19 protein-coding genes are annotated in these 19,108 nt (G+C 70.8%); 9 read left to right on the top strand and 10 right to left on the bottom strand.

Annotation, left to right across the window (positions count from 1 at the left end):
* The first annotated feature begins 97 nt into the window (after positions 1-97).
* Complete coding sequence (locus ACFVT2_RS33735; protein ID WP_390024192.1) at positions 98-796, top strand: hypothetical protein; 699 nt, start codon at positions 98-100, stop codon at positions 794-796.
* 138 nt (positions 797-934) lie between these two features.
* On the opposite strand, the gene ACFVT2_RS33730 is transcribed toward ACFVT2_RS33735, so the two are convergent.
* Together ACFVT2_RS33730 and ACFVT2_RS33725 are read right to left on the bottom strand one after the other, a co-directional pair.
* Entirely contained in the window at positions 935-1,780 is an 846-nt protein-coding gene (locus tag ACFVT2_RS33730) for an NAD(P)H-binding protein (RefSeq protein WP_390024190.1), read from the bottom strand.
* 311 nt (positions 1,781-2,091) lie between these two features.
* Positions 2,092-3,093 (bottom strand): GNAT family N-acetyltransferase, encoded by a 1,002-nt coding sequence (locus tag ACFVT2_RS33725; protein WP_390024188.1) that lies wholly within the window; start codon positions 3,091-3,093, stop codon positions 2,092-2,094.
* 359 nt (positions 3,094-3,452) lie between these two features.
* Between ACFVT2_RS33725 and ACFVT2_RS33720 the strand changes: the two genes are divergently transcribed.
* A complete protein-coding gene (locus ACFVT2_RS33720) occupies positions 3,453-4,253 on the top strand; it encodes an alpha/beta fold hydrolase (protein WP_390024186.1) in 801 nt (266 codons plus the stop codon).
* Between the two features lie 212 nt (positions 4,254-4,465).
* Positions 4,466-5,323 carry a DUF2127 domain-containing protein gene (locus ACFVT2_RS33715; RefSeq protein WP_390024184.1) on the top strand — a complete coding sequence of 286 codons (858 nt, stop codon included), beginning with the start codon at positions 4,466-4,468 and terminating at the stop codon, positions 5,321-5,323.
* 124 nt (positions 5,324-5,447) lie between these two features.
* Here the strand turns inward: ACFVT2_RS33715 and ACFVT2_RS33710 are convergent, their stop codons facing one another.
* The gene (locus ACFVT2_RS33710) at positions 5,448-6,806 is read right to left on the bottom strand and encodes an alkaline phosphatase (RefSeq protein ID WP_390024182.1); all 1,359 of its coding nucleotides are present in this window, start codon (positions 6,804-6,806) and stop codon (positions 5,448-5,450) included.
* 188 nt (positions 6,807-6,994) lie between these two features.
* Entirely contained in the window at positions 6,995-7,393 is a 399-nt protein-coding gene (locus ACFVT2_RS33705; RefSeq protein WP_390024180.1) for a PPOX class F420-dependent oxidoreductase, read from the bottom strand.
* A gap of 198 nt (positions 7,394-7,591) precedes the next feature.
* On the opposite strand from ACFVT2_RS33705, the gene ACFVT2_RS33700 reads away from it, so the two are divergent.
* A complete protein-coding gene (locus tag ACFVT2_RS33700) occupies positions 7,592-8,131 on the top strand; it encodes a TetR family transcriptional regulator (RefSeq protein ID WP_390024178.1) in 540 nt (179 codons plus the stop codon).
* A gap of 340 nt (positions 8,132-8,471) precedes the next feature.
* The gene (locus ACFVT2_RS33695; protein ID WP_390024228.1) at positions 8,472-9,704 is read left to right on the top strand and encodes a sensor histidine kinase; all 1,233 of its coding nucleotides are present in this window, start codon (positions 8,472-8,474) and stop codon (positions 9,702-9,704) included.
* Positions 9,705-9,911: 207 nt separating this feature from the next.
* On the opposite strand, the gene ACFVT2_RS33690 is transcribed toward ACFVT2_RS33695, so the two are convergent.
* The 3 genes from ACFVT2_RS33690 to ACFVT2_RS33680 are packed head-to-tail and all read right to left on the bottom strand — an operon-like array spanning position 9,912 to position 12,136.
* Positions 9,912-11,060 carry an NADAR family protein gene (locus ACFVT2_RS33690; RefSeq protein ID WP_390024176.1) on the bottom strand — a complete coding sequence of 383 codons (1,149 nt, stop codon included), beginning with the start codon at positions 11,058-11,060 and terminating at the stop codon, positions 9,912-9,914.
* 9 nt (positions 11,061-11,069) lie between these two features.
* Positions 11,070-11,570, bottom strand: coding sequence for a class I SAM-dependent methyltransferase (locus tag ACFVT2_RS33685; protein ID WP_390024174.1), 501 nt, complete (start codon positions 11,568-11,570; stop codon positions 11,070-11,072).
* On the bottom strand, positions 11,540-12,136 hold the full coding sequence (locus ACFVT2_RS33680) for a dihydrofolate reductase family protein (RefSeq protein WP_390024172.1): 597 nt from the start codon (positions 12,134-12,136) through the stop codon (positions 11,540-11,542). Before ACFVT2_RS33680 ends, ACFVT2_RS33685 begins: the two co-directional genes overlap by 31 nt.
* Positions 12,137-12,624: 488 nt before the next feature.
* On the opposite strand from ACFVT2_RS33680, the gene ACFVT2_RS33675 reads away from it, so the two are divergent.
* From ACFVT2_RS33675 to ACFVT2_RS33665, 3 genes are all read left to right on the top strand, one after another.
* On the top strand, positions 12,625-13,566 hold the full coding sequence (locus ACFVT2_RS33675; RefSeq protein WP_390024170.1) for a LysR family transcriptional regulator: 942 nt from the start codon (positions 12,625-12,627) through the stop codon (positions 13,564-13,566).
* Positions 13,567-13,717: 151 nt separating this feature from the next.
* A complete protein-coding gene (locus tag ACFVT2_RS33670; RefSeq protein WP_390024168.1) occupies positions 13,718-14,956 on the top strand; it encodes an MFS transporter in 1,239 nt (412 codons plus the stop codon).
* Between the two features lie 197 nt (positions 14,957-15,153).
* Positions 15,154-15,705, top strand: coding sequence for an N-acetylmuramoyl-L-alanine amidase (locus ACFVT2_RS33665; RefSeq protein WP_390024226.1), 552 nt, complete (start codon positions 15,154-15,156; stop codon positions 15,703-15,705).
* On the opposite strand, the gene ACFVT2_RS33660 is transcribed toward ACFVT2_RS33665, so the two are convergent.
* Positions 15,675-15,995 (bottom strand): hypothetical protein, encoded by a 321-nt coding sequence (locus ACFVT2_RS33660; protein WP_390024166.1) that lies wholly within the window; start codon positions 15,993-15,995, stop codon positions 15,675-15,677. The genes ACFVT2_RS33665 and ACFVT2_RS33660 overlap by 31 nt on opposite strands.
* Complete coding sequence (locus tag ACFVT2_RS33655; protein ID WP_390024164.1) at positions 15,992-16,651, bottom strand: PadR family transcriptional regulator; 660 nt, start codon at positions 16,649-16,651, stop codon at positions 15,992-15,994. Before ACFVT2_RS33655 ends, ACFVT2_RS33660 begins: the two co-directional genes overlap by 4 nt.
* Positions 16,652-16,751: 100 nt before the next feature.
* Here ACFVT2_RS33655 and ACFVT2_RS33650 point away from each other — a divergent pair, with 100 nt between their 5' ends.
* Positions 16,752-17,963: an FAD-dependent monooxygenase gene (locus ACFVT2_RS33650; RefSeq protein ID WP_390024162.1), complete on the top strand. Its 1,212-nt coding sequence runs from the start codon at positions 16,752-16,754 to the stop codon at positions 17,961-17,963.
* Between the two features lie 59 nt (positions 17,964-18,022).
* On the opposite strand, the gene ACFVT2_RS33645 is transcribed toward ACFVT2_RS33650, so the two are convergent.
* Entirely contained in the window at positions 18,023-18,958 is a 936-nt protein-coding gene (locus tag ACFVT2_RS33645; protein WP_390024160.1) for a LysR family transcriptional regulator, read from the bottom strand.
* Between the last annotated feature and the right edge of the window lie 150 nt (positions 18,959-19,108).

Genomic DNA, 19,108 nt, shown 5'->3' with positions numbered 1-19,108 from the left:
ATCGTGCGTCGCGCCTCGTTCCCACGAGCATGTGGCGCGCCGACTCGGATCGAACTTCAGTTCGATGTCGAGTTCCTGGGCGTGACACAATCACGGTATGTCGGTTTCTGTGCAGGTTTATCGGGAGTGTGGGGCGGTCCCTGAGTTCTGGTCCGATGACCGGACGTTCGCGGTGGTGGTGGCGCGGGAGGCCGAATCGGTCATCGGCTCGGTCGTGGTGTTGGACCTGGGGGCGGACGACCCCGATCTCCGCTTCGTGGGTGTGGTGGAGGGATCCGTGGACGTGCGGGTGCCGTTGGTGGAGGCGGCGGCGCCGGTGGTGCGGGACGCCGGGGGCCGGACCCTTCGCTGGGTCGAGGAGACGGGCGAGATGTCCCTCGGCGCCGCTGCCGCGCTGGAGCAGTTGGGTGCGGTTGCCGGGGACGAGGTCCATCGCTGGTGGCGGCGGGAGTTGCCGGCGGAGCTGCCTGCCTCTCCTGGCGGTCGGGGGACCGAGTTGCCGGCCGCGGAGGGCGCCCTCTTCCGGGTGGGGGTGGGTGATGCCTGGTGCGAGGTGGAGGTGGGCCGCGACCGGGCGGTGCTGGTGCACGACCGGCAGGAGGAAGGGACGGCCGATGCGCTGGCGGCGCTCGTGGCGTTGGCGATGCGTCAGGTGACTGCGGAGCCTTCCGGGATCCGGGCGGTGGAGACGGGTGTGGCGCCTGGGGACGACGTCTTCGAGACGGCCCTGGTTTCGCTGGGTTTCGCACCGACGACCCGGCGGGCCGTCGAATACCACCTGGCGTTGGACGCCTGACGAGGGTCGGCCGGACCGAGGGGGTCGGAGGGGGTCTGAGGGGGTGTTGCGGCCGGGTCGGCAACCGCCGTTCAGGGAGCCGGGACAGCCCCCGGACGACCCGCCCCTGGCCTCAACACCCCATGCTCCGCGTCGAGTTCATCGGAATATGGCCGCGTACTCCTGCGCCCAGGAGCGGAAGGTGCGCGCCGGCGCGCCGGTGAGCTCGGCCACCGTGGACGTGACCACCGTGGAGGCGGGCCGGTTCTCGGCACTGGACAGCAGGGCCTCGACGAGAGCGGGCGGCCGGCCGTCGGCGAGCATCTGCTCCCGTGCGGCCGCCACGGAGACCGGCTCGAACGTCACCGGGTGGCCGATCTCCTCACCGATGGTGCGCGCCTGGTCGGCCCGGCTCAGGATCTCCGGGCCGGTCAGCAGATGGACGGCGCCGGTCTGTCGGTCGTCGGTGAGCGCACGGGCGGCCACGGCCGCGACGTCCTGCTCGTGGACCACCGCGGTGGCGGCGATCTCGGGGCCCCGGACGGTGTGGGCGGTGCGGATCTGCTCGGCCCAACCCCGTGCGTTGGCGGCGAGGGTGTCCGAGCGGAGGAGGGTGTGCGGGACGCCGGAGTCCTCGATGAGGCGTTCCATGTCGGCGTGGAGTTGGTTGATCGCGTCGGTTTGGCGTGCGGCGGCCGGGTTCACGCCGGTTGCGGAGAGGTAGACGAGACGGCGGGCATGGCGGGCGATCGCCTCCAGGGCGGCCGGCGCGGCCTCGGTGGTGAGGAAGGGCCAGATCAGGAAGACCGTGTCGATGCCCTCCAGGGCCGCCGCCAGGGTGTCCGGCTCGGTCAGACTTCCACCCACGATCCGTACCTGCTCGGGCAGTTGGGCCGCGGTGGGCTTGCGTACGAAGGCCCGTACCGGGGCGTCCGCGGTCTGGAGGTGGGCCACGACGTGCCGGCCGACGTTGCCGGTCGCGCCCGTCACGAGGATTTCGGTCATGATCGGCTCAACTGTGGACGGGCGCCGCGCATTCCGCGCGGCGGTGCGTGGTGGTGGCGTGGCGGCGCCACAGGCATGGGTGTGGGCGAGCGGGAGCCTGCGGCGCCGCCGGGCTTCAGTCCGATCGGCGCACCTGCCACGGGGCGCTGGTCGGAAGGATCCCCAGTGTCCGGCACCGCCACCTGCGGGAGTGGACGGACGGTAGTGGTTGATGCCGTTTCCCCTCGGGAAGTATGGAGCACCCGCCGGGCCCAAATCAGCGTCAGCCAAAGGGAGTTCGACGAAATTCTGATGCCAGGCGCGGCGGTCGCCTACTGCCCGTGCGGACCGTCTCCGGGCAGGAAGTCCTGGTAGTCCAGGCGGGAGTGCGCCCAGGCGACGCGCGGGTCGAGGCGGCGGACGAGGGTGTAGCGGACGGGGGTGAAGCCGTGGCCGCGCCAGAAGGCGTCGCTGACGAGGTTCGCCGATGACCACGACACCGCACAGGCGCGGTGGCCCTGGCTCGCGGCCCACTCCAGCACTCCCGACAGCAGGGCGGTGCCCAGTCCCCCGCCCCGGACCGCGGCGGTCACGGCCGCGATGCCGATCGCGACCGCTCCCGGGATGCCGCTGTGGGGTTCGACCACCATCAGCCCCACCGGGCGGCCGTCCACCTCGGCGACCAGGGCCAGTCGGCGGGCGTCGGTGACGGCCGCCTGGAGGTTGTCGCGCATGGCGTGCAGGTCGATCAGCGCGGGCAGGTGGATCGGCGCCTCGGCGTGGAATTTCTGCACCTCCAGTACGAGAGCGAGGAGTTGTGGCAGGTCCTCGGTGGTGGCCTGGCGCACGCGGGCCTGTTCGGCGGTGCCGTTCGGGGGTGTCAGCGGGCGCAGGCCCCTGATCTGCTCGATGCCGAAGCCGAGTTGGACGAAGACGGCGAGGGTGTCGCGGTGGTCGGCGGCGGCCTTGATGCGGTGTTCGAAGCAGCCGATGTCGACCAGGCGCCGGGAGAGAGCGCGGTAGAGGTACCGGTAGGTCGCGCGGGTGTCGCCGGGGGCGGCGGCGTGGTGCGACAGGAGGATCCGACCGACGGGATCGCCGGGAGACGGGGCGACGGTGGCCACCATGAAGCCGGTGAGGGTGCCGTCGCCGGCGAGTGCGGCGACCGCCGGCCCCGCGGTGCGCCAGGCATCGAGGTGGCTGCGGGCCGTGTCGGAGTCGGCCGGATCGACTGCGGGGGCCGGTGTCCCGGCGGCCGGTGTGTGGACGGCGGCGAGGAGTTCCCCGGCCGCCTCGACCATTCCGTCCTCGAACGGGACAACGTGCAGCTCCATCAGACCTCCCGGCCCCTCACGTGCGGCGGCGGCCACCCTATCGAGTCGGTGGGGCCGGCTTCGCACCACACGAACGATCCGCACAAGCGCCCTACACGAGCGATCTACCCAAACGCCTTATACAAACGGGCCACCCAAGCGATCCCCGCCAGTGATCCCCACCAACGACCCTCACAGGCGCCCCCACAGACGACCCCCACAGGCGACCCTCACCAGGAATCTATACATGTGTCTTAGACAAGCGTCTTAGGTGCATGTATTGTTCGGCAACAGGCGCTCGGAACGGTCCTGTTGCGCCGGCCTCGGCGCAGGAGCGACCACGTGATCAGCGCAGGGGCAACCACATGAGGGGGATGGCGATGTCCGAATCGACCTTGGCTCACCACGCCGTACGGTCCGAACTGTCCGTCGGCGGGCGCCGGTTGTCGTACCTCGACTTCGGCGGGGACGGCCGTCCGCTGGTCGCGCTGCACGGCCATCTGTCCGAGGGCGCCACGTTCGCCCACCTCGCCCGGGAACTGACCCCCGCCTGGCGGCTGATCGCCCCGGACCAGCGCGGCCAGGGTGAATCCGACCGCGCCGACGACTACACCCGCGAGGGATATCTGGCCGACCTCCAAGCCCTCCTGGACCACCTCGCGCTGGACCGGGTGGTCCTGCTCGGGCATTCCCTGGGCGCCATCAACGCCTACCAGTTCGCCGCCCGCCATCCCGATCGCGTCGACGCGCTGGTCAACGTCGAGGGCCCCGCCGCGCTCGGCCTTGAGGGCCCGAACCCCCTCGCGTTCCTGCTCGACCTGCCCTTCCAGGCAGCCACCCGGGAGGCGCTGGTCGCCGGTCTGGGACCGGCCGGCCCTTACTTCTCCGACCGGCTGCGGCAGCACACCGACGGCAGTTGGCGGCTGCCCTTCCACCCCCAGGACATGTACCGGTCCGAGGAGCACGTGCACGGCGACCACTGGGACGACTGGACGGCCAGCACCTGCCCCGCCCTACTGGTCCACGGCACCCAGGGGGTCATCCCGCCCGAGCGGGTTCGTGCCATGGTCGACCGCCGACCCGGCACCGTGGTGGCCGAACTGGACGGCGACCATCTGCTGCCCGCCACCGCTCCGGAGGCGTTGGCCGGCGCGGTCCGGGACTTCCTCGCGACGTTGTAGGCACGGCGGTGACGCGGCCCGGCCGTCGGTACCCGTGCGTCAGACGTTCCGGCCGGGGCGTCCGCCGCCCCGGCCGTACGCGCCGCCCCCACGCCATTCCCGCGATCAGCGCCCACCGTGCCCGAGACTGGCCTCGGAAATCGGAAACGCGCCCTGCGGCACCGGCCGCAGGCACCCGCAGGACCAGACCCTCGGTCGCGACGGAGGAACGCATGGCGGAGGAGGACCGCGACGCGCCGGCCCCGGTGCCCGGGACGGCCGGCGACGAGCGGCGGTTGCGCTATGAACTGCTGAGCTGCGCGCTGCACGGTCACCACCTCGAAGGCGTGACGGCGGAACGGGTGCGGCCGTCCGACGCCCTGCTGGTCCGCCAGGACCGGGACGGACTGCGCTGGCACCGATGCCTGCGGTGCGATGCCTGGGTGCCGGTGCCCCCGCCGCGACAGCCGGACCGTCCACACCCACCCGACCGGCACGAGATCGCCCTCCCGTTGCGCGGCAAGGCCCTGCGCGACCGCTACGTGCTACGGCTGATCGCACTCGACCGGCTCTTGCACTTCGTGGTGCTCGGGGCGCTGGCCGCCGGCATCCTGATCTTCGCGGACAAACGCGCCAGTCTCCAGGCACCGTTCTACCGGTTCATGGATCTGCTCCAGAACGGGGTGGGCGGGACCGGCGGCGTCTCCGAGCGCGGACTGCTCGGCGAGGTGGCCAAGGCGTTCGCGGTGCGCTCCTCGACGTTGTGGCTGATCGGGTTGGTGATCGCCGCATATGCGCTGTTGGAGGGCGTCGAGGCGGTCGGACTGTGGCGCGGCAGGCGGTGGGCGGAGTACCTCACCTTCGTCGCCACCACCGTCCTGCTGGTCCCGGAGGTCTACGAGCTGACCTCCCAGGTGACCGTCACCAAGGTCCTCACCCTGGTCATCAATCTCGCGGTGGTGGTCTACCTGCTCTTCGCCAAGCGACTGTTCGGTGTGCGCGGGGGCGGCCGGGCGGAGGCCGCCGAGCGTGCGCGGGACGTCAGTTGGGAAGCGCTGGAACGGGTGCCGCCCGGCCGGACGACGGACTGAGCGGCACCGGCATCGGTCGGTATCGGTCAGTGTCAGGCGGTATCGGTCGGCGCCGGGCGGCGTCAGACCGTGTCAGGCAGGGGAAGCCGGCGGCCGGCCTCCCCCGCGCGCACCTACCGCACCGTCACCTCAGGCCGAGCGCCTCGCGGATGGTGGTGAACAGGTCGGTCTGGTTCGTGACACCGAGGACCCGGTACGCCTGCGGGCCCTGGGCGGCGATCCGCACCTGGGTGCCGGTGTGTTCCTGTGACTGGCCAGGGGTGTTGGTCGAGTAGTTGACCTTCAGCTGCTGGCCCTCGTTGGTGACGAGGGTGGAGGACAGGCCGGGCGGGGTGGCCTCCAGGGGCACGATCTGGCTGGTGTGGCCGTGGTCGGCGGTGGTCACCACGAGCGTGTCGGGGTGCTTGGCCGCGTAGTCGCGAGCCACCTTCACCGCACGGTCGAACGCGGCCGTCTCACCGATCTGCCCACAGGGATCGGCCGCGTGGTCCTGCTTGTCGATCGACGCGCCCTCGACCTGGAGGAAGAAGCCCGTCTTGGTGTGCTTCTGCTTGGCTTCCAGGAGCCGGATCGCCTGGGTGGCCGAGTCGGCGAGGCTCGGGGTCGCCGACGGGCGCTTGGGGTTGGAGGTCACGCACCGCTGCGGGTCGGTCCCGCCGACCGCCGCCGGCTTACCGCTCCACTCGGTCGGCACGTTGCCGGGCGCGAACAGGCCGAGGACCGGCTTGCCCGCCTTGACGCCCTTCAGTCCCGTGGTGTCGGTGACGACCTGGTAGCCCAGCTTCTCGGCCTGTTCGGTGACCGTCAGGCCCTTGTACCTGCCTTCGGTGACCTTCTGGTCGAACCGTTGCTTCCCGCCGCCGAGGAGGACGTCGACCTTGTGGTTGACGGACTGCTCGGCGATCGAGCCCGGACCGCCCTGGGCGAGGGTGTCGGTGGGGCACTTGGCCATGTCGCCGGGCCCCTGGCAGGAGCGGTCGGTGGCGTGCGAGGCGAGCACCGCCGGGGTGGCGTCGGTGAGTTCGGCGGTGGTGACGCTCCCGGTGGCGTAGCCGTTCTTCTGCGCCAGTTCGAGGATGGTGGGGACGGCCTTGTCGGTGTCCGGGGTCTTGGAGATCCGGCCGTTGACGGTCTTGCGGCCGGTCGCCCAACCGGATCCGCTCGCGGCGGAGTCGGTCACGTAGTCCGGGGTGCCGTCGGCGTGGACCGCGTACGTCGTGTAGGCACCGGTGAGCGGGAACGCGTCCATGTTCAGGCGGCCGTTGGCGCCGACCGCGTAGTCCCGCGCCAGCGTGATCTCGGAGTCCCCCATACCGTCACCGATCAGCAGGATGACGTTCTTGGCCTTGCCGCCCTTGATGGCGTGCTCGGCCTGCTGCCTGGTGTCGGAGGCGCCGGCCGCGGTGGTCACGGCCACGGCAGCCGCGGTGGCGGCGACCAGGGCGGTGGCGGTCACGACATGCCGGCGGGAGGGTCTGTGCATGGAACGACTCCTTGAAGCGTTCGGGGAACGGGCATCGGGTCCAACGCGCCCCAGCCCACCAGCCGTTGGTGAACCGGAAGTGACGCGTCGACAGCAGTGCCGCATCCGGGACGTAACGGCACGGCGCGGGCCCGGCAGCGACGGGGCGCCGGTCGGCCGGTCGCGCCGCTCGCTCCTCGGTCGGTGGTTCACAGGAACCGGGCCGCGATCTTCTCGGGGGCGAGGTGCACGGTGACCAGCTCCGGAAGCGCGGCGTACGCCTCCGGGTTGTGCTCGGCGTACGTCAACCCGGTGTATTTGACGGCCAGTTCGTCCATCCGCCGGCGGCTTCCGGAACTCTCCAACCGTGCGGTTCCGCTGATCACCGCGTAACCGTACGGCGCGTCCGGCGGGTTCACCGTCACGCTCAGCCGGGGATCACGCTGCAGATTGCGGATCTTGCGCTTGTCGACACCGGTGACGAAGAACAGGTCGTTCCCGTTCCGCCCCACCCACACCACCGATTGGTGCGGACTGCCGTCCGGCTGGAGGGTCGCCACCGTGCCGAAGACCTGGGAATCGAGGAGGTCCTGCAACTTCTCGGACATACGGGCTGGGCTCACAAGGCACTCCAGAGGTGAGGGACGAGGTCGGGCGCGACAGCAAGCGGGCGCGCCACCGGGCCGGTCGGTACGACGACCGGTCAACCAACCGCCACAACTATGTGACAGTTACTTCCGGGATCGTAATAGTCATGTGCCACTTGCTGGCCAAACCGCCCCGCTCCCGCCTAAGCTCCGAGCACGATGAGAGCTGACGCGGCACGCAACCTGGACGCGGTCCTCCAGACCGGAGCACGCCTACTGGCGCACGACCCCTCGACGAGCATCGCGGCGATCGCCACCGCAGCGGGCGTGGACCGACGCACCGTCTACCGTCGTTTCCACACCCGCGAAGCGCTGATGGCCGCCGTGTACACCGCCAAGCTCGACGCCTGCGAAACGGTCCTCGCACAGTCCCGGCTGACCGAGGCGCCGGTGACCGTGGCACTGCACCGGTACGCGGAGGGCATCATCACCGCCAGCAGGAAATGGCCGGTGGATCTGCGACAGGTACCGGACGAGGCGGCAACCGCCCGGCTCGATCGGCTGCTCCAGCACCTCGACGTGTTCATGGCCCGCGCCGCCCGCGAGGGCGTCATCCGCCCGGGGCTACCGGACCGGTGGGCGCGCACCCTGCTGACGCACCTCACGAACATGGCTTCCCACGAGATGCCCGACCTGACTCCCGCGCAGGGAGCCGACATGGTGACCCAGACCCTGCTCGCCGGACTGGGCCCGACCTGACGACCGTCCGGACCGCCGGTCAGTCGCCCCGCACCAGAGGTTCGGAACGGCAGGACCTCACCCGACACCCACGGGCACGGGCACGGGCACGGGCGAGCGGCTCCAGTCCCCCACTCCCCCGGCGTTCACCGCAACCACCCCCCTTCCTTACTGCCGATTTACGGCTCCTTTGAGCACTATGGGTGTGTCTTGGCAACTTTCGTGTGCCTCAGGACACCTGAGGAAGAATCAAAGGACCAGCAGTGCGCCCACTCGTCATCCCGTTGCCCCTCCCCTCCGCCGCTTCGCCGGGGCATCGGGGCTGACCACCGTGACGACCTCTCCCCACCCCACCGCGACACTGCGGCCCGTCCCCCCGAAGCCCTCCCGGCGCCCGCTGCCCGATCCGCACCACCGACCCGCACCGTGGTTGCGGCCGACCATCCGGATCCGGCTCACCCTGCTGTACGGCGGCATGTTCCTGATGGCCGGCGTCGTCCTGCTCGCGCTCATCTACTTCCTGGCGGCCAACACCCTCAGGCAAGGCACCCCCGACTTCAGGGTCTTCGGCACCGACCTCAGGGTCAGCAACGTCAACTGCCCCATCCTGCCGATGTCCGGCACGGTCGACGAGATCAACAAGGCGATCAGCACCTGCATACAGGACCAACGCTCCCTGGCGCTGGGCCAGTTCCTCAACCGTTCGATGCTGGCGTTGTTGGGGTTGACGATCGTGGCGTTCGCGTTCGGTTATGCGATGGCGGGGCGGGTGTTGTCGCCGTTGGGGCGGATCACGCGGACCGCGCAGCGGGTGGCGGGGTCGGATCTGCATCGGCGGATCGAGTTGGGGGGTCCGGATGACGAGCTGAAGGAGTTGGCGGACACCTTCGACGAGATGTTGGACCGGTTGGACCGGGCGTTCGAGTCGCAGCGGCGGTTCGTTTCGAACGCGTCTCACGAGTTGCGGACGCCGTTGGCGATCAATCGGACGTTGTTGGAGGTGCAGCTGGCCGATCCGGAGGCTTCGGCGGAGGTGCAGCAGTTGGGGAAGACGTTGTTGGCGACCAATGAGCGCAGTGAGCAGTTGGTGGAGGGGTTGCTGCTGCTGGCGCGTAGTGAGAACAAGATCGTGGACAGGCGTCCGGTGGATCTGTCGGAGGTGGCCTCGCAGGCGGTGGATCAGACCCGGGAGGAGGCGCAGGGCAAGGGGGTGGAGCTGCGGGGGGTGCGGCAGCAGGTGTTCGTGCAGGGCAATGGTGTGCTGCTGGAGCGGATCGCGTTGAACCTCGTGCAGAACGCGGTGCGGTACAACGTGCCCGAGGGTGGCTGGGTGGAGGTGGCCACCGAGCCGCAGCCGGGGTGTGCGGTGCTGGTGGTCTCCAATACGGGGCCGGTGGTGCCGGCGTACGAGGTGGAGAACCTCTTCGAGCCGTTCCGGCGGCTGCGCACCGAGCGGACCGGCAGCGACAAGGGCGTCGGCCTGGGCCTGTCCATCGTCCGCTCGGTGGTCCGGGCCCACGACGGCACCATCACCGCCGAACCACGCGAAGGCGGCGGACTCGACATGCGGGTGGTGCTGCCCCACACTCCGTGACGCCCGCACGTCTGCGCAGTGCCTGGTCACCGCCACCACGGTCCAGGCCGGCCCGGACGGCGAACGCCGGGCGACCGGTCGCCCGGCCGGCGGTCAGGCGGTCAGGCGGAGGTGCAACGGGGCGGGGGCGCGTGACCGGCCGGTCCGCCGGCAAGTCGGTCCGTCAGCCGGCCGTTCCGTCAGCCAGTCGGCCGGTCACTCGATCACTCACTCGGTCAGTCGGTCCGGAAGCAGCAGCGGCCCGGCGGCGAGCTTGGCCCGGGTCAGTTCGAGCAGGCGGCCCATCCAGTTGCGCCCCCGCTGGTCGGGCACGTCCCGCCAGAAGGGCGAGTCGCTGAGCCCGGTGTAGCTGATCACGCCGTCCCCGGTGGAGAGCAGGATCTCGGCGAGTTCCGGGTGCTGGGTGAACTTGGCCTCCAGCAGGGCGCCCATCACGGCAACCCGCATACGGTGCCAGTCCGCCCGTCGCGCCACCCGCCCGCCGAGTTCCTGCGCCGCCCGGCTCCCCTCCGCGTCCCGGATCCGGTCGTGGTCCGCGGGATCGGCCGCCGACAGCGCCCAGTAGCCGTGCAGTACGGACGGGTACGTCCGGCCGCCGAAGTCGACCGGCGCCGGGTACGCGTTGCGCAACACGTACGGGCCCAGTGCGTCCGGCCAGCCGTTCGGATAGACGGTTTCGTACGAAGTGAAAGCCGTGGCGGGATCCGCTTCGGTGGGGTCGTCGGCATGGTGAACGGCGCGGTGTTCCGCTTCGCGCGCCACCGCCGCATCGGCCCGGTCGAAGTACGCCAGGGCTTCCCGGTGCAGTTGCTCCGTCACCACCGGACCGTCACCGTCCACCGCGAGACCCACGTCCGTGACCAGGATCCGCAACGGGCGGTCCTGAAGGTCCATATCGCCGAGGACGTAGATGCGTTGGTGGGGTGGGATCGCGGCGTAGGCCCGTCGGAGCAGTGCCCGGTGGGCTGCGCTCGGGTCCTGTTGGAAACACCGGATCGCCTCCCAACAGCGCTGCGCGGCGGTGGGGCGACCGCTGAGTTCCGCGACCTTGTCCGCGACGTCGAGGAGGAACCCCTCGGGCGTCAGCGGTCCGCCGGACCGGGAGCGCCAACTCGACGGCGGAGGGGGCGGGCCGGGAACGTCCGGATCCGTCGGCGAGAGCCGGCCCGAGGCGAGCAACCCCGCGAGGCCGGCCAGGTCCGTACGCTCGCCGCCCCCGATCGCCCCGTCCGCGAAGACGACCAGGTCGTCGAGGAAGTAGCGGTCGTCATGGCGATTCCGCCACCAGACGTGGCACCACGCCCCGTCGATCCGCTCCCCGCCAACCACCCGATACGTCGGTCCCCGCCAGTCCATGCGGGCACACTACCGCCCGCGCCCGTCCCCCTCCCGACCAGCCCCGTACCGCCCCAGGGCGGGACGTCTCCCGCTCCTGATGACCGCGTAGAAGGCGAAGGCCGACCCGAACTCGCCGTCCTTCACGGGGAGTTCCAGCAAGTCACCCTGTCGGAACTCCACCGTCGGACACCGGTGGCGGCCCACCTCGACCATCGCGTCCGACAGGTCGACGCCGACCGTCTTCGCACCGTGGCCGGCGAGCCAGGCCGCCACATGTCCCGGACCGCACCCCAGGTCGGCGACGGTGGGCTGACCAGGCCCACCGAAGGGAACGCCAGGCCCTCGCTGGTCCTGTGGGGGCCGTTGTTGGCCGTGCTGACCGTGGCGTACGGGAAGCGCCGTCGCGCGGCTGGGGGTGTGTCCGGCAGCACTGCCTGGCCGCAGGGTTGCGGTCTTTCGTCCCCACTCCCAGCCCGCGGCGGTCCGCCCGCCCGTCCTTACCCCTCGGCGACCGGCCGATAGGTACACACCTGGGCTCCGGTACCGCTGCTGACCGTGGACACCAACTCCAGTGCCCGCAGCGCACCGTCGTCCGGGAAGATCTTCTTCCCGCCGCCGAGGAGCACCGGCATGACGATGAGCCGCAGTTCGTCCACCAGGCCCTCGCTCAGCAGGGTGCGGACGAGCGTGGGGCTTCCCATCACCAGCAGGTTGCCGCCGTCGCCCGCGCGCAGCTCGCGGATCCGGGCGATGGCCTGATCACCCGGAATGAGTTGGGTGTTGTCCCACGTCAGTTCGTCGGCGCCGAGTGTCTTGGACACGACGTACTTCGGGATGGCGTTCATCCGGTCGGCGAACGGGTCGCCGGCCCGCTCGGGCCACGCCGCGGCCATCGTCTGCCAGGTACGGCGCCCGAACAGCAGCGCCTCGGCCTTGTCCAAAGCCGTGGCGAAGGCCCCGCCCACGACCTCCGGATCGAAGAACGGGTGCGACCAGCCACCGTGGGCGAAGCCACCGTCCCGGTCCTCGTCCGCTCCGCCCGGCGCCTGCACCACGCCGTCCAGGCTCATGAACTCGCTGATCACGATGTGCATGGCACTCGCTCCTCTTCCACACTCAGGTCCTGCTCACGCAAGGGACAGGGGTTACGGCAGTGGAGACTGCCGCGTCACAGGAGAATCATCGCTCCCCTGCGCACCACAGCAGTGACGTGACGCACAGTGCGTGGCATCCGTGCTCCGCCGACCGCGCAACCGGCACGGCCCACCCCCACTGCCCTGGCCGGCCCCCGGTCCCACCGCCCGGCGGGACACCTCCCTTTTCCCCGTGCGCGATGCCCCACCAGCGCGGGGACGACGGAATCGCGTTTCGGCAGCGGCACAACGCAAGAGCGTCGGGTACAGCCACACCGCACACCTCACGCGGAACTCCGCCGAATCAGCCGGAAAGCAACGGGAGATGCCCGCGGCCACCCGTCACACGAAGCTCAGCTGCGATGACGGCAAAGTCATGCAGGAGTCACGCCTGAGCCGCACGTGAGTCATCCACGGTCACTTGATCATGGATCTTATAACCTCTCGTCATGGCCATGACCCTGAGGCAACTCCAGTACTTGGTGACCATCGTGGACGCGGGATCCTTCACCAGGGCCGCCGAGCGACTGCATGTCTCGCAACCCGCCCTGTCACGCCAGTTACAGATCCTGGAGCGATCCTGCGGCGGGCCCCTGATCGAGCGTGGCATACGCCCGATCACCCCCACCCCGCTGGGCCGGGCGATACTCCCGCACGCCCGCGCCGCCTTGGTCGAGGTCGACAACGCCCACTCGGCCGCCCTGCGCGTGGCCAACGCTCACGGGGGCGAGTTGCGACTGACCACGTTGCATTCGGTCAGCCTCGGCGTGCTGCCCAACGTTTTAGGCGTATGGCGCCGCGCACACCCCGGGGTTCGCCTGTCGCTGGTCGAAAAACTCTATGACAACGAACTCCAACTCACCTTGGCTGCCGGTCAGGCGGATGTGGCCATCGGCCCGCCGCCCATTGACTGGACGGGCCCGATTTTTCCCCTGGAATCGGAAGAGTTCGTTATCGTTCTCGCCGCTGACGATCCCCTGATCTGGCGGGCCGGTTCCCGGCTCAGCCTTTCCGAACTCGCGGCACGGGAATGGGTCCACTTCACCGAGCCGAATGGTTTGTCGAAGGTCTTCGACCACGCGTGTGCGAGTGCCGGATTCCGTCCGCAGGTCGCAGCGCGGACGCAGCAGACGGCGGCCGCACTCCAACTGGCGTTGGCCGGGGTGGGCCCGACCCTGCTCCCCGCGAACATGATCCCCGCGCATCTGGTCGCCCGGGTCCTGCTGCCCGATCCACCGGTCCGGCGCCCCTTGGCTGCGTACACCCGCAGCCAACCCGATGCGCTCACCGCCGCCTTCATCGACGTCCTCACCGAGCACGCCCGCCCGGTCCCGGCCCATGTCGCCTCCCTCGCCGGCATTCCGGCACACCGCCCGGCGCAGACCCCGTAGCACCACGGCCACCACGGCCACCACGGCAGCAGCGGAACAGCCCCCTCCGCACCCCTCCAATCCCCCTTTCCTGCAATCCTCTTGCTCCTGAAAGTAATATGCAACAAGCTTGACGGGCCCTTACCTCCTGCCCAGGATGCGGAGCCACGTCATGCCCCGTCTGCTGCCGGACGCCGGACCCCAACGCGTCATCGCCGCCTCCAACTTCGTCAACGCCATCGGCAGCGGCCTCTACCTGACCGCCGGGGTCCTGTACTTCACCGAGGACGCGCGCATCCCGGCGGCCCAGGTGGGACTCGGACTCGGTATCGCCGGCGTCGCCTCCCTCGCCGCAGGCATCGCCGTCGGCCACCTCGCGGACACCCGCGGCGCACGCGGCGTCTACGCCGGCACCCTCGTCGTTCGCGCACTGGCAACCGCCGGCTTCCTCCTGGCGGGCGGCTTCTGGCCGTTCGTCCTCGCGGTCGGCGCGGCCACCGGTGCTCATACCGCCGGACAGGCCGCCCGCGGCCCGATCATCCGGAGCCACGGCGGCGACCGGCCACAGGAGTTCCGCGCCTACCTCCGTGCCGTGACCAACATCGGCATCTCGCTCGGTGCGCTGCTCGCCGGCTGGGCCATCCAGGTGGGCACCCACACCGCCTACCAACTCCTCGTCCTCGGCGCCGCACTCGCCGTCGCGGCCTCCGCGACGATCCTGGTCCGGCTGCCGCCGGTCCCGCCCGGGCGCGCCGCCCGCGGCCCGCGCTGGATCGCCCTGCGCGACCGGCCCTACCTCCTGCTCACCGCCCTCGACGGCATCATGGCCGTCCAGTTCAAGGTCCTCACCGTGGCCGTTCCGCTCTGGCTGGTCCAGGCCACCACCGCCCCACGCTGGCTGATGTCGGGCACCATGCTCGTCAACACCGTCATCGTCATCGTGTTCCAGATGCGCGCCAGTCGCCACATCGACACCCCCACCGCCGGCGGGAACGCCTACCGCCGCTCGGGCCTCGCCTTCCTCCTCTCCTGCGCACTCCTCTCGCTCGCCGCAGGCATCCCGGACCGGGCAGCGGCGACCTTGCTCATGACCGCCGTGGTCATCCACACGATCGGCGAGTTGTGGCACTCCGCCGCCGGCTTCGAGGTGTCCTTCGCCCTCGCCCCGGCCCACGCCACCGGCCAGTACCTCGGGGTGTTCGGCCTGGGCGCCGGGCTGTCCGACGCCGTCGGGCCAGGTCTGCTCATCTCCCTCTGCATCACCTGGGGGCGCCCCGGTTGGTACGTCGTGGGCGCGTTGTTCGCCGTGACGGGACTGGCCGCACCGTTCGCCGTCCGTTGGGCCCAACGCGCACGCCGCACAGTGGTCGGAGGCGAAACCCGTACCGCTGCCCCCAGGGTGGCCACCTGACGCGGGTCCGTGTCGGAGTCGGGACGCACTGTGGGGCGCGGGTATTTTGCGGGGAGAGCAGCCACGCCTTCCACCTGCGTCAGACGTTGCGGCCCAAGGGAGCGTCCCACGATGCGTCCGCGCTTCTCCTCTTTCGGGACCGGTCACCGGTGACCGGCGACGAGCAGGCGCTCACCCGTCGGCACCTCGTGACGGGGATGGCGGCGCTCGCCGCCACCACAGCCTGTTCGAGCTCCGGAACGCCGGGCCCAGGCACCACGCCGGGCTATCCCCAGGCACAGTGGGTTCCTGCCAACATCACCAACTACACCCCCGCCGACCGTCCGACCAGTCACCCGGTGCAGTTGGTGATCGTGCACGTCACGCAGGAGACCTTCCCCGACACGCTGATGCTGTTCGGCCGCCCCGGCTACCGCGCCTCCGCGCACTACACCGTGCGGTCCCAAGACGGCTACCTCGCCCAGTGCGTACGCGAACAGGACGTCGCCTGGCACGCCGGGAACACCGCGTTCAACTGGCGCAGCATCGGTGTGGAGCACGAGGGACGGATCGACGAACCCCGCTGGTTCACCGATGCGCTCTACGAACGGTCCGCCGCCCTGACCGCCGCGATCTGCCACCGCTACCGCATCCCCGTCGACCGCCGGCACATCATCGGCCACAACGAGGTGCCCGGCGCCGACCACACCGACCCCGGCCCGCTGTGGGACTGGCCCCGCTACCTGCGCCTGGTGACCGCCGCCTTCTGAGCGCCGTCCCGCGCGGCAGGCCCGTGAGCCCGGTCCCGACGGTTCTTGAACGCGAGCACGCCGGCGGCGGTGGTCCGGTTGATCTGCTCGAAGGCCGTGCAGTTCCGGTGGTTGCGGTCGCCGCACCGGCCGGACGAGGTCCAGGTGACGCCGGCCTGACCGAACTGCCGGACTGCGGCGGCTTGCGAGTACTTCGCCGGCGCGGCGGTCACGGCGGGTGCGGCGGCGGTGAGCAGTTCGACCGCCAGGAGGGACGCGCCCGAGGTGAGGCCGAGCGTGCGCAAGGTCATGCGCCGCCGCTTCGCTCCCCACTCCGCGAGGTCTGTCCGGCCGTATCCGCATCCGGTTCGGGCGCTTCGTCGAACGCCGCGAGCATCTCCCGGGACCACGTCAGGCTGCCGTCCCTCAGGTCGTCGATCACCCCGCGCAGCCAGCGTTCCTCGGCGCCGAGGACGGTGAGCAGGTACTCGTTCTCGATCAGCGTGATGCGCGGGAGTCCGGCGGGGGCTCCGGCGGTCTGGCGCTCCAGTTCGGCGCGCTGGGCCGTGAGCCGTGCCAGCCGGCGCTCCAGGATCGGCGCCACCTCAGCCGGGTTGAGCATCAGCATGTTCGACAGCGCCGCCGGGAACACCGGGAACTCCGCCTTGGGGACCGCCAGCATCTGCTCCAGCCACTCGCGGGTGACCGCCCGGCCCTCGTCGGTGACCTCGTAGACGGTCCGCTCGGGGTACTGCTGGTCCCGCTCGGTGTGCCGGACGGTGATCAGCCCGCCGGTCTGCAGCCGCTCGATGGTGCGGTAGAGCCCGGCCCGCTGGCCGACGTTGACCACCTGCTCCTTGCCCCACTGCTTGAGCAGTTGCTGGATGCCGTACGGGTGCAGCGGACGGTGGTGCAGCAGCACCAGCACGGTCAGGCCGAGCGGCGAGCTCTTCACGGGGGCGGTCATGCAGGTCATCGTAGTCACCATCCCGAACTAGTTGCACTGAGACTAGTTTCTTTGCAACTATGTGGCGTATCAGGTCCAGGCACTTCCTTTGGGAGGGGTAATGAGCAACAACAGCGGCCGCAACGGCCACGGCACCGCCATACGGACGGCACTCGTCATCGGGGGCGGGGTGGCGGGGCCGGTGGCGGCCCTCGCACTGCGCAAGGCGGGCATCACTGCGACGGTCTACGAGGCGTATCCGACCGCGGCGGACGGCGTCGGGGCCTGGCTGGGCCTGGCGCCCAACGGGCTGGCGGCACTGGCGACGGTCGGTGCCGATGCCGCGGTGAGGGCGGTGGGGCAGCCGGTGCCGGGGGTGGTGATGGCGGACGGCGCCGGCCATCACTTCACGAGCTTCGACGGTTTCCCCGAACTGCCCGCCACGATGACGATGCCGCGCGACCGGCTGTTCCGGGCGCTCGCCGATCACGCGGTCGGCGAGGGCATCCGGTTCGTGTACGGGAAACGGTGTGTCGGCGCCGAGGAGACGTCCGACGGGGTCACCGCCCACTTCGCCGACGGGACCTCCGCGACTGCCGATCTCCTGATCGGCGCCGACGGCATCCGCTCCACCGTCCGCACGGTGATCGACCCGCAGGCTCCCGCGCCGGAGTACGGCGGGGTGCTGAGCTTCGGCGGCCGGACCAGGGCGGACAGCGGCATCGAGGCCGAGGTCGAGGCCGCACCGGGCACCATGTACTTCGCGTTCGGCCGCGCCTTCATGGGCTACTGGCGGGGCCCGGACGGGCGGTTGATCTGGTTCGCCGGACTGCCCACCGACACCCCGCCGAGCCAGGAGGACCTGGCGCGGGTACCCACCACCGAGTGGTTGCGCAAGCTCCGCGATCTGTATGCCGGCCACGTCCCGGGCGAACGGCTGCTGCGGCACACCGACCCCGACGCGCTGATGGTGGTCGGCCAGATGGAGCGGATGCCGTCCGTACCGCACTGGCACCGCGGGCGGATGGTACTGGTGGGCGACGCGGTGCACGCGCCCTCCTCCAGCTCCGGGCAGGGTGCCTCACTCGCCATCGAGAGCGCCGTCGAACTGGCCCGCTGTCTGCGCGATCTCCCCACGTACCGCGAGGCGTTCGCCGCCTACGAGGCACTGCGGCGGCCGCGCGTGGAGGCGATCGGGCTGAACGCCGCGGCCGTCAACAAGGTCAAGGCGGGCAAGAGCGAAGCGCCCGTGCCCGCGTTCCCGGCACCCGAGGAGATGTTCCGCGCGCTCCACTTCCATCGGATCGCGTGGGAGGAGACGGTGCGGCCGTGACGTGAACCGGCCCCGGCGGCCGGCCACCCCTCTGACTCCCCCTCCCCGCCCCTCCTCCCTCACCCTTCCCACTCACCCTTCGACGCTCCCGGCACGGCAGTTGCGAGGGCGCTCAGGCAGGCCCGGACCGGTGGGCTCTGCGCGCGGGCGGACCAGGCAACGCGGATGTCGCGGCGGAGGGCGGGACGGGTGGGGAGGAACCGTACGCCGGGTGGGGCGGGTTGGCGGGACATGGCGGGGGTGAGACAGGCGGTGAGGTTGCGGGAGACCAGGGCGAGTTGGGTGGGGTGGTCGGCGAGGAGGTAGCGGATGTCGGGTTCGATGCCGCGGGTGCGGAGTGCCTGGACGAGGGCTTCGTACGCTTCCGTGCCGGGTGGGCAGCAGGCCCAGGCGGTGTCGGCGAGTTCGCCGAGGTCGGCGTGGGCGGTGAGGTCGAGGGTGGCACGGTCGGCGAGCGGGTGCTGCGCGGAGAGGGCGACGTAGACCTCTTCGCTGACCAGGGTGCGGAGTGTGACGCCTTCGGGGACGGCGAGGGGGCGGGGCGCCCAGCTCTCCACGAGGAGCAGGTCCAGTTCGTCGTTGGCGAGGCGGGGCAGCAGGTCGACGGCCTCGCCGTCGACGACCGCGGGAACGAGGCGGGGGTGCGCGGCGGCGAGGGCGGCGAGCGCGTCGGGGAGCAGGGTACGGACCGCGCTGCCCACGCCGCCGATGCGGAGGGGCCCCAGGACCTCACTGTCGAGGTCCGCCAAGTCGGCTTGTGCCGCGGCGAGTTGGTCGATCAGGCGGTCGGCGTGGGCGGCCAGGACGCGGCCGGCGTGGGTCAGGCGGACGCTGCGGCCGTGCGGTTGGAGGAGGGGGTGGCCCGCCTCGCGTTCGAGTTTGGCGAGTTGCTGGGAGACGCCGGAGGGCGTCAGGTGCAGGGTGCGGGCTGCCTGGGCGATCGATCCGTGGGCGGCGACGGCGGCGAGCGCCCGGAGTCGGTCAATGCTGAACACATTACGGATGCTACCGATTATTGGGCTTGAATCATTGCTTTTCGTTTATGGTCAGGCCCTGCACAGTGGATTCCATGACGACTGGAGACAAGGCGGTGGCGTCCGGGTCGGGGACAGTGACAGGGGTGGGGGTGGGGTCGCGAGAGACAT

The sequence above is a fragment of the Streptomyces sp. NPDC058000 genome (assembly GCF_042886435.1).
GTDB lineage: Bacteria > Actinomycetota > Actinomycetes > Streptomycetales > Streptomycetaceae > Streptomyces.
The sequence above is the reverse complement of the archived record's forward strand: the minus strand, read 5'-3'. Positions and strand labels throughout refer to the sequence as shown.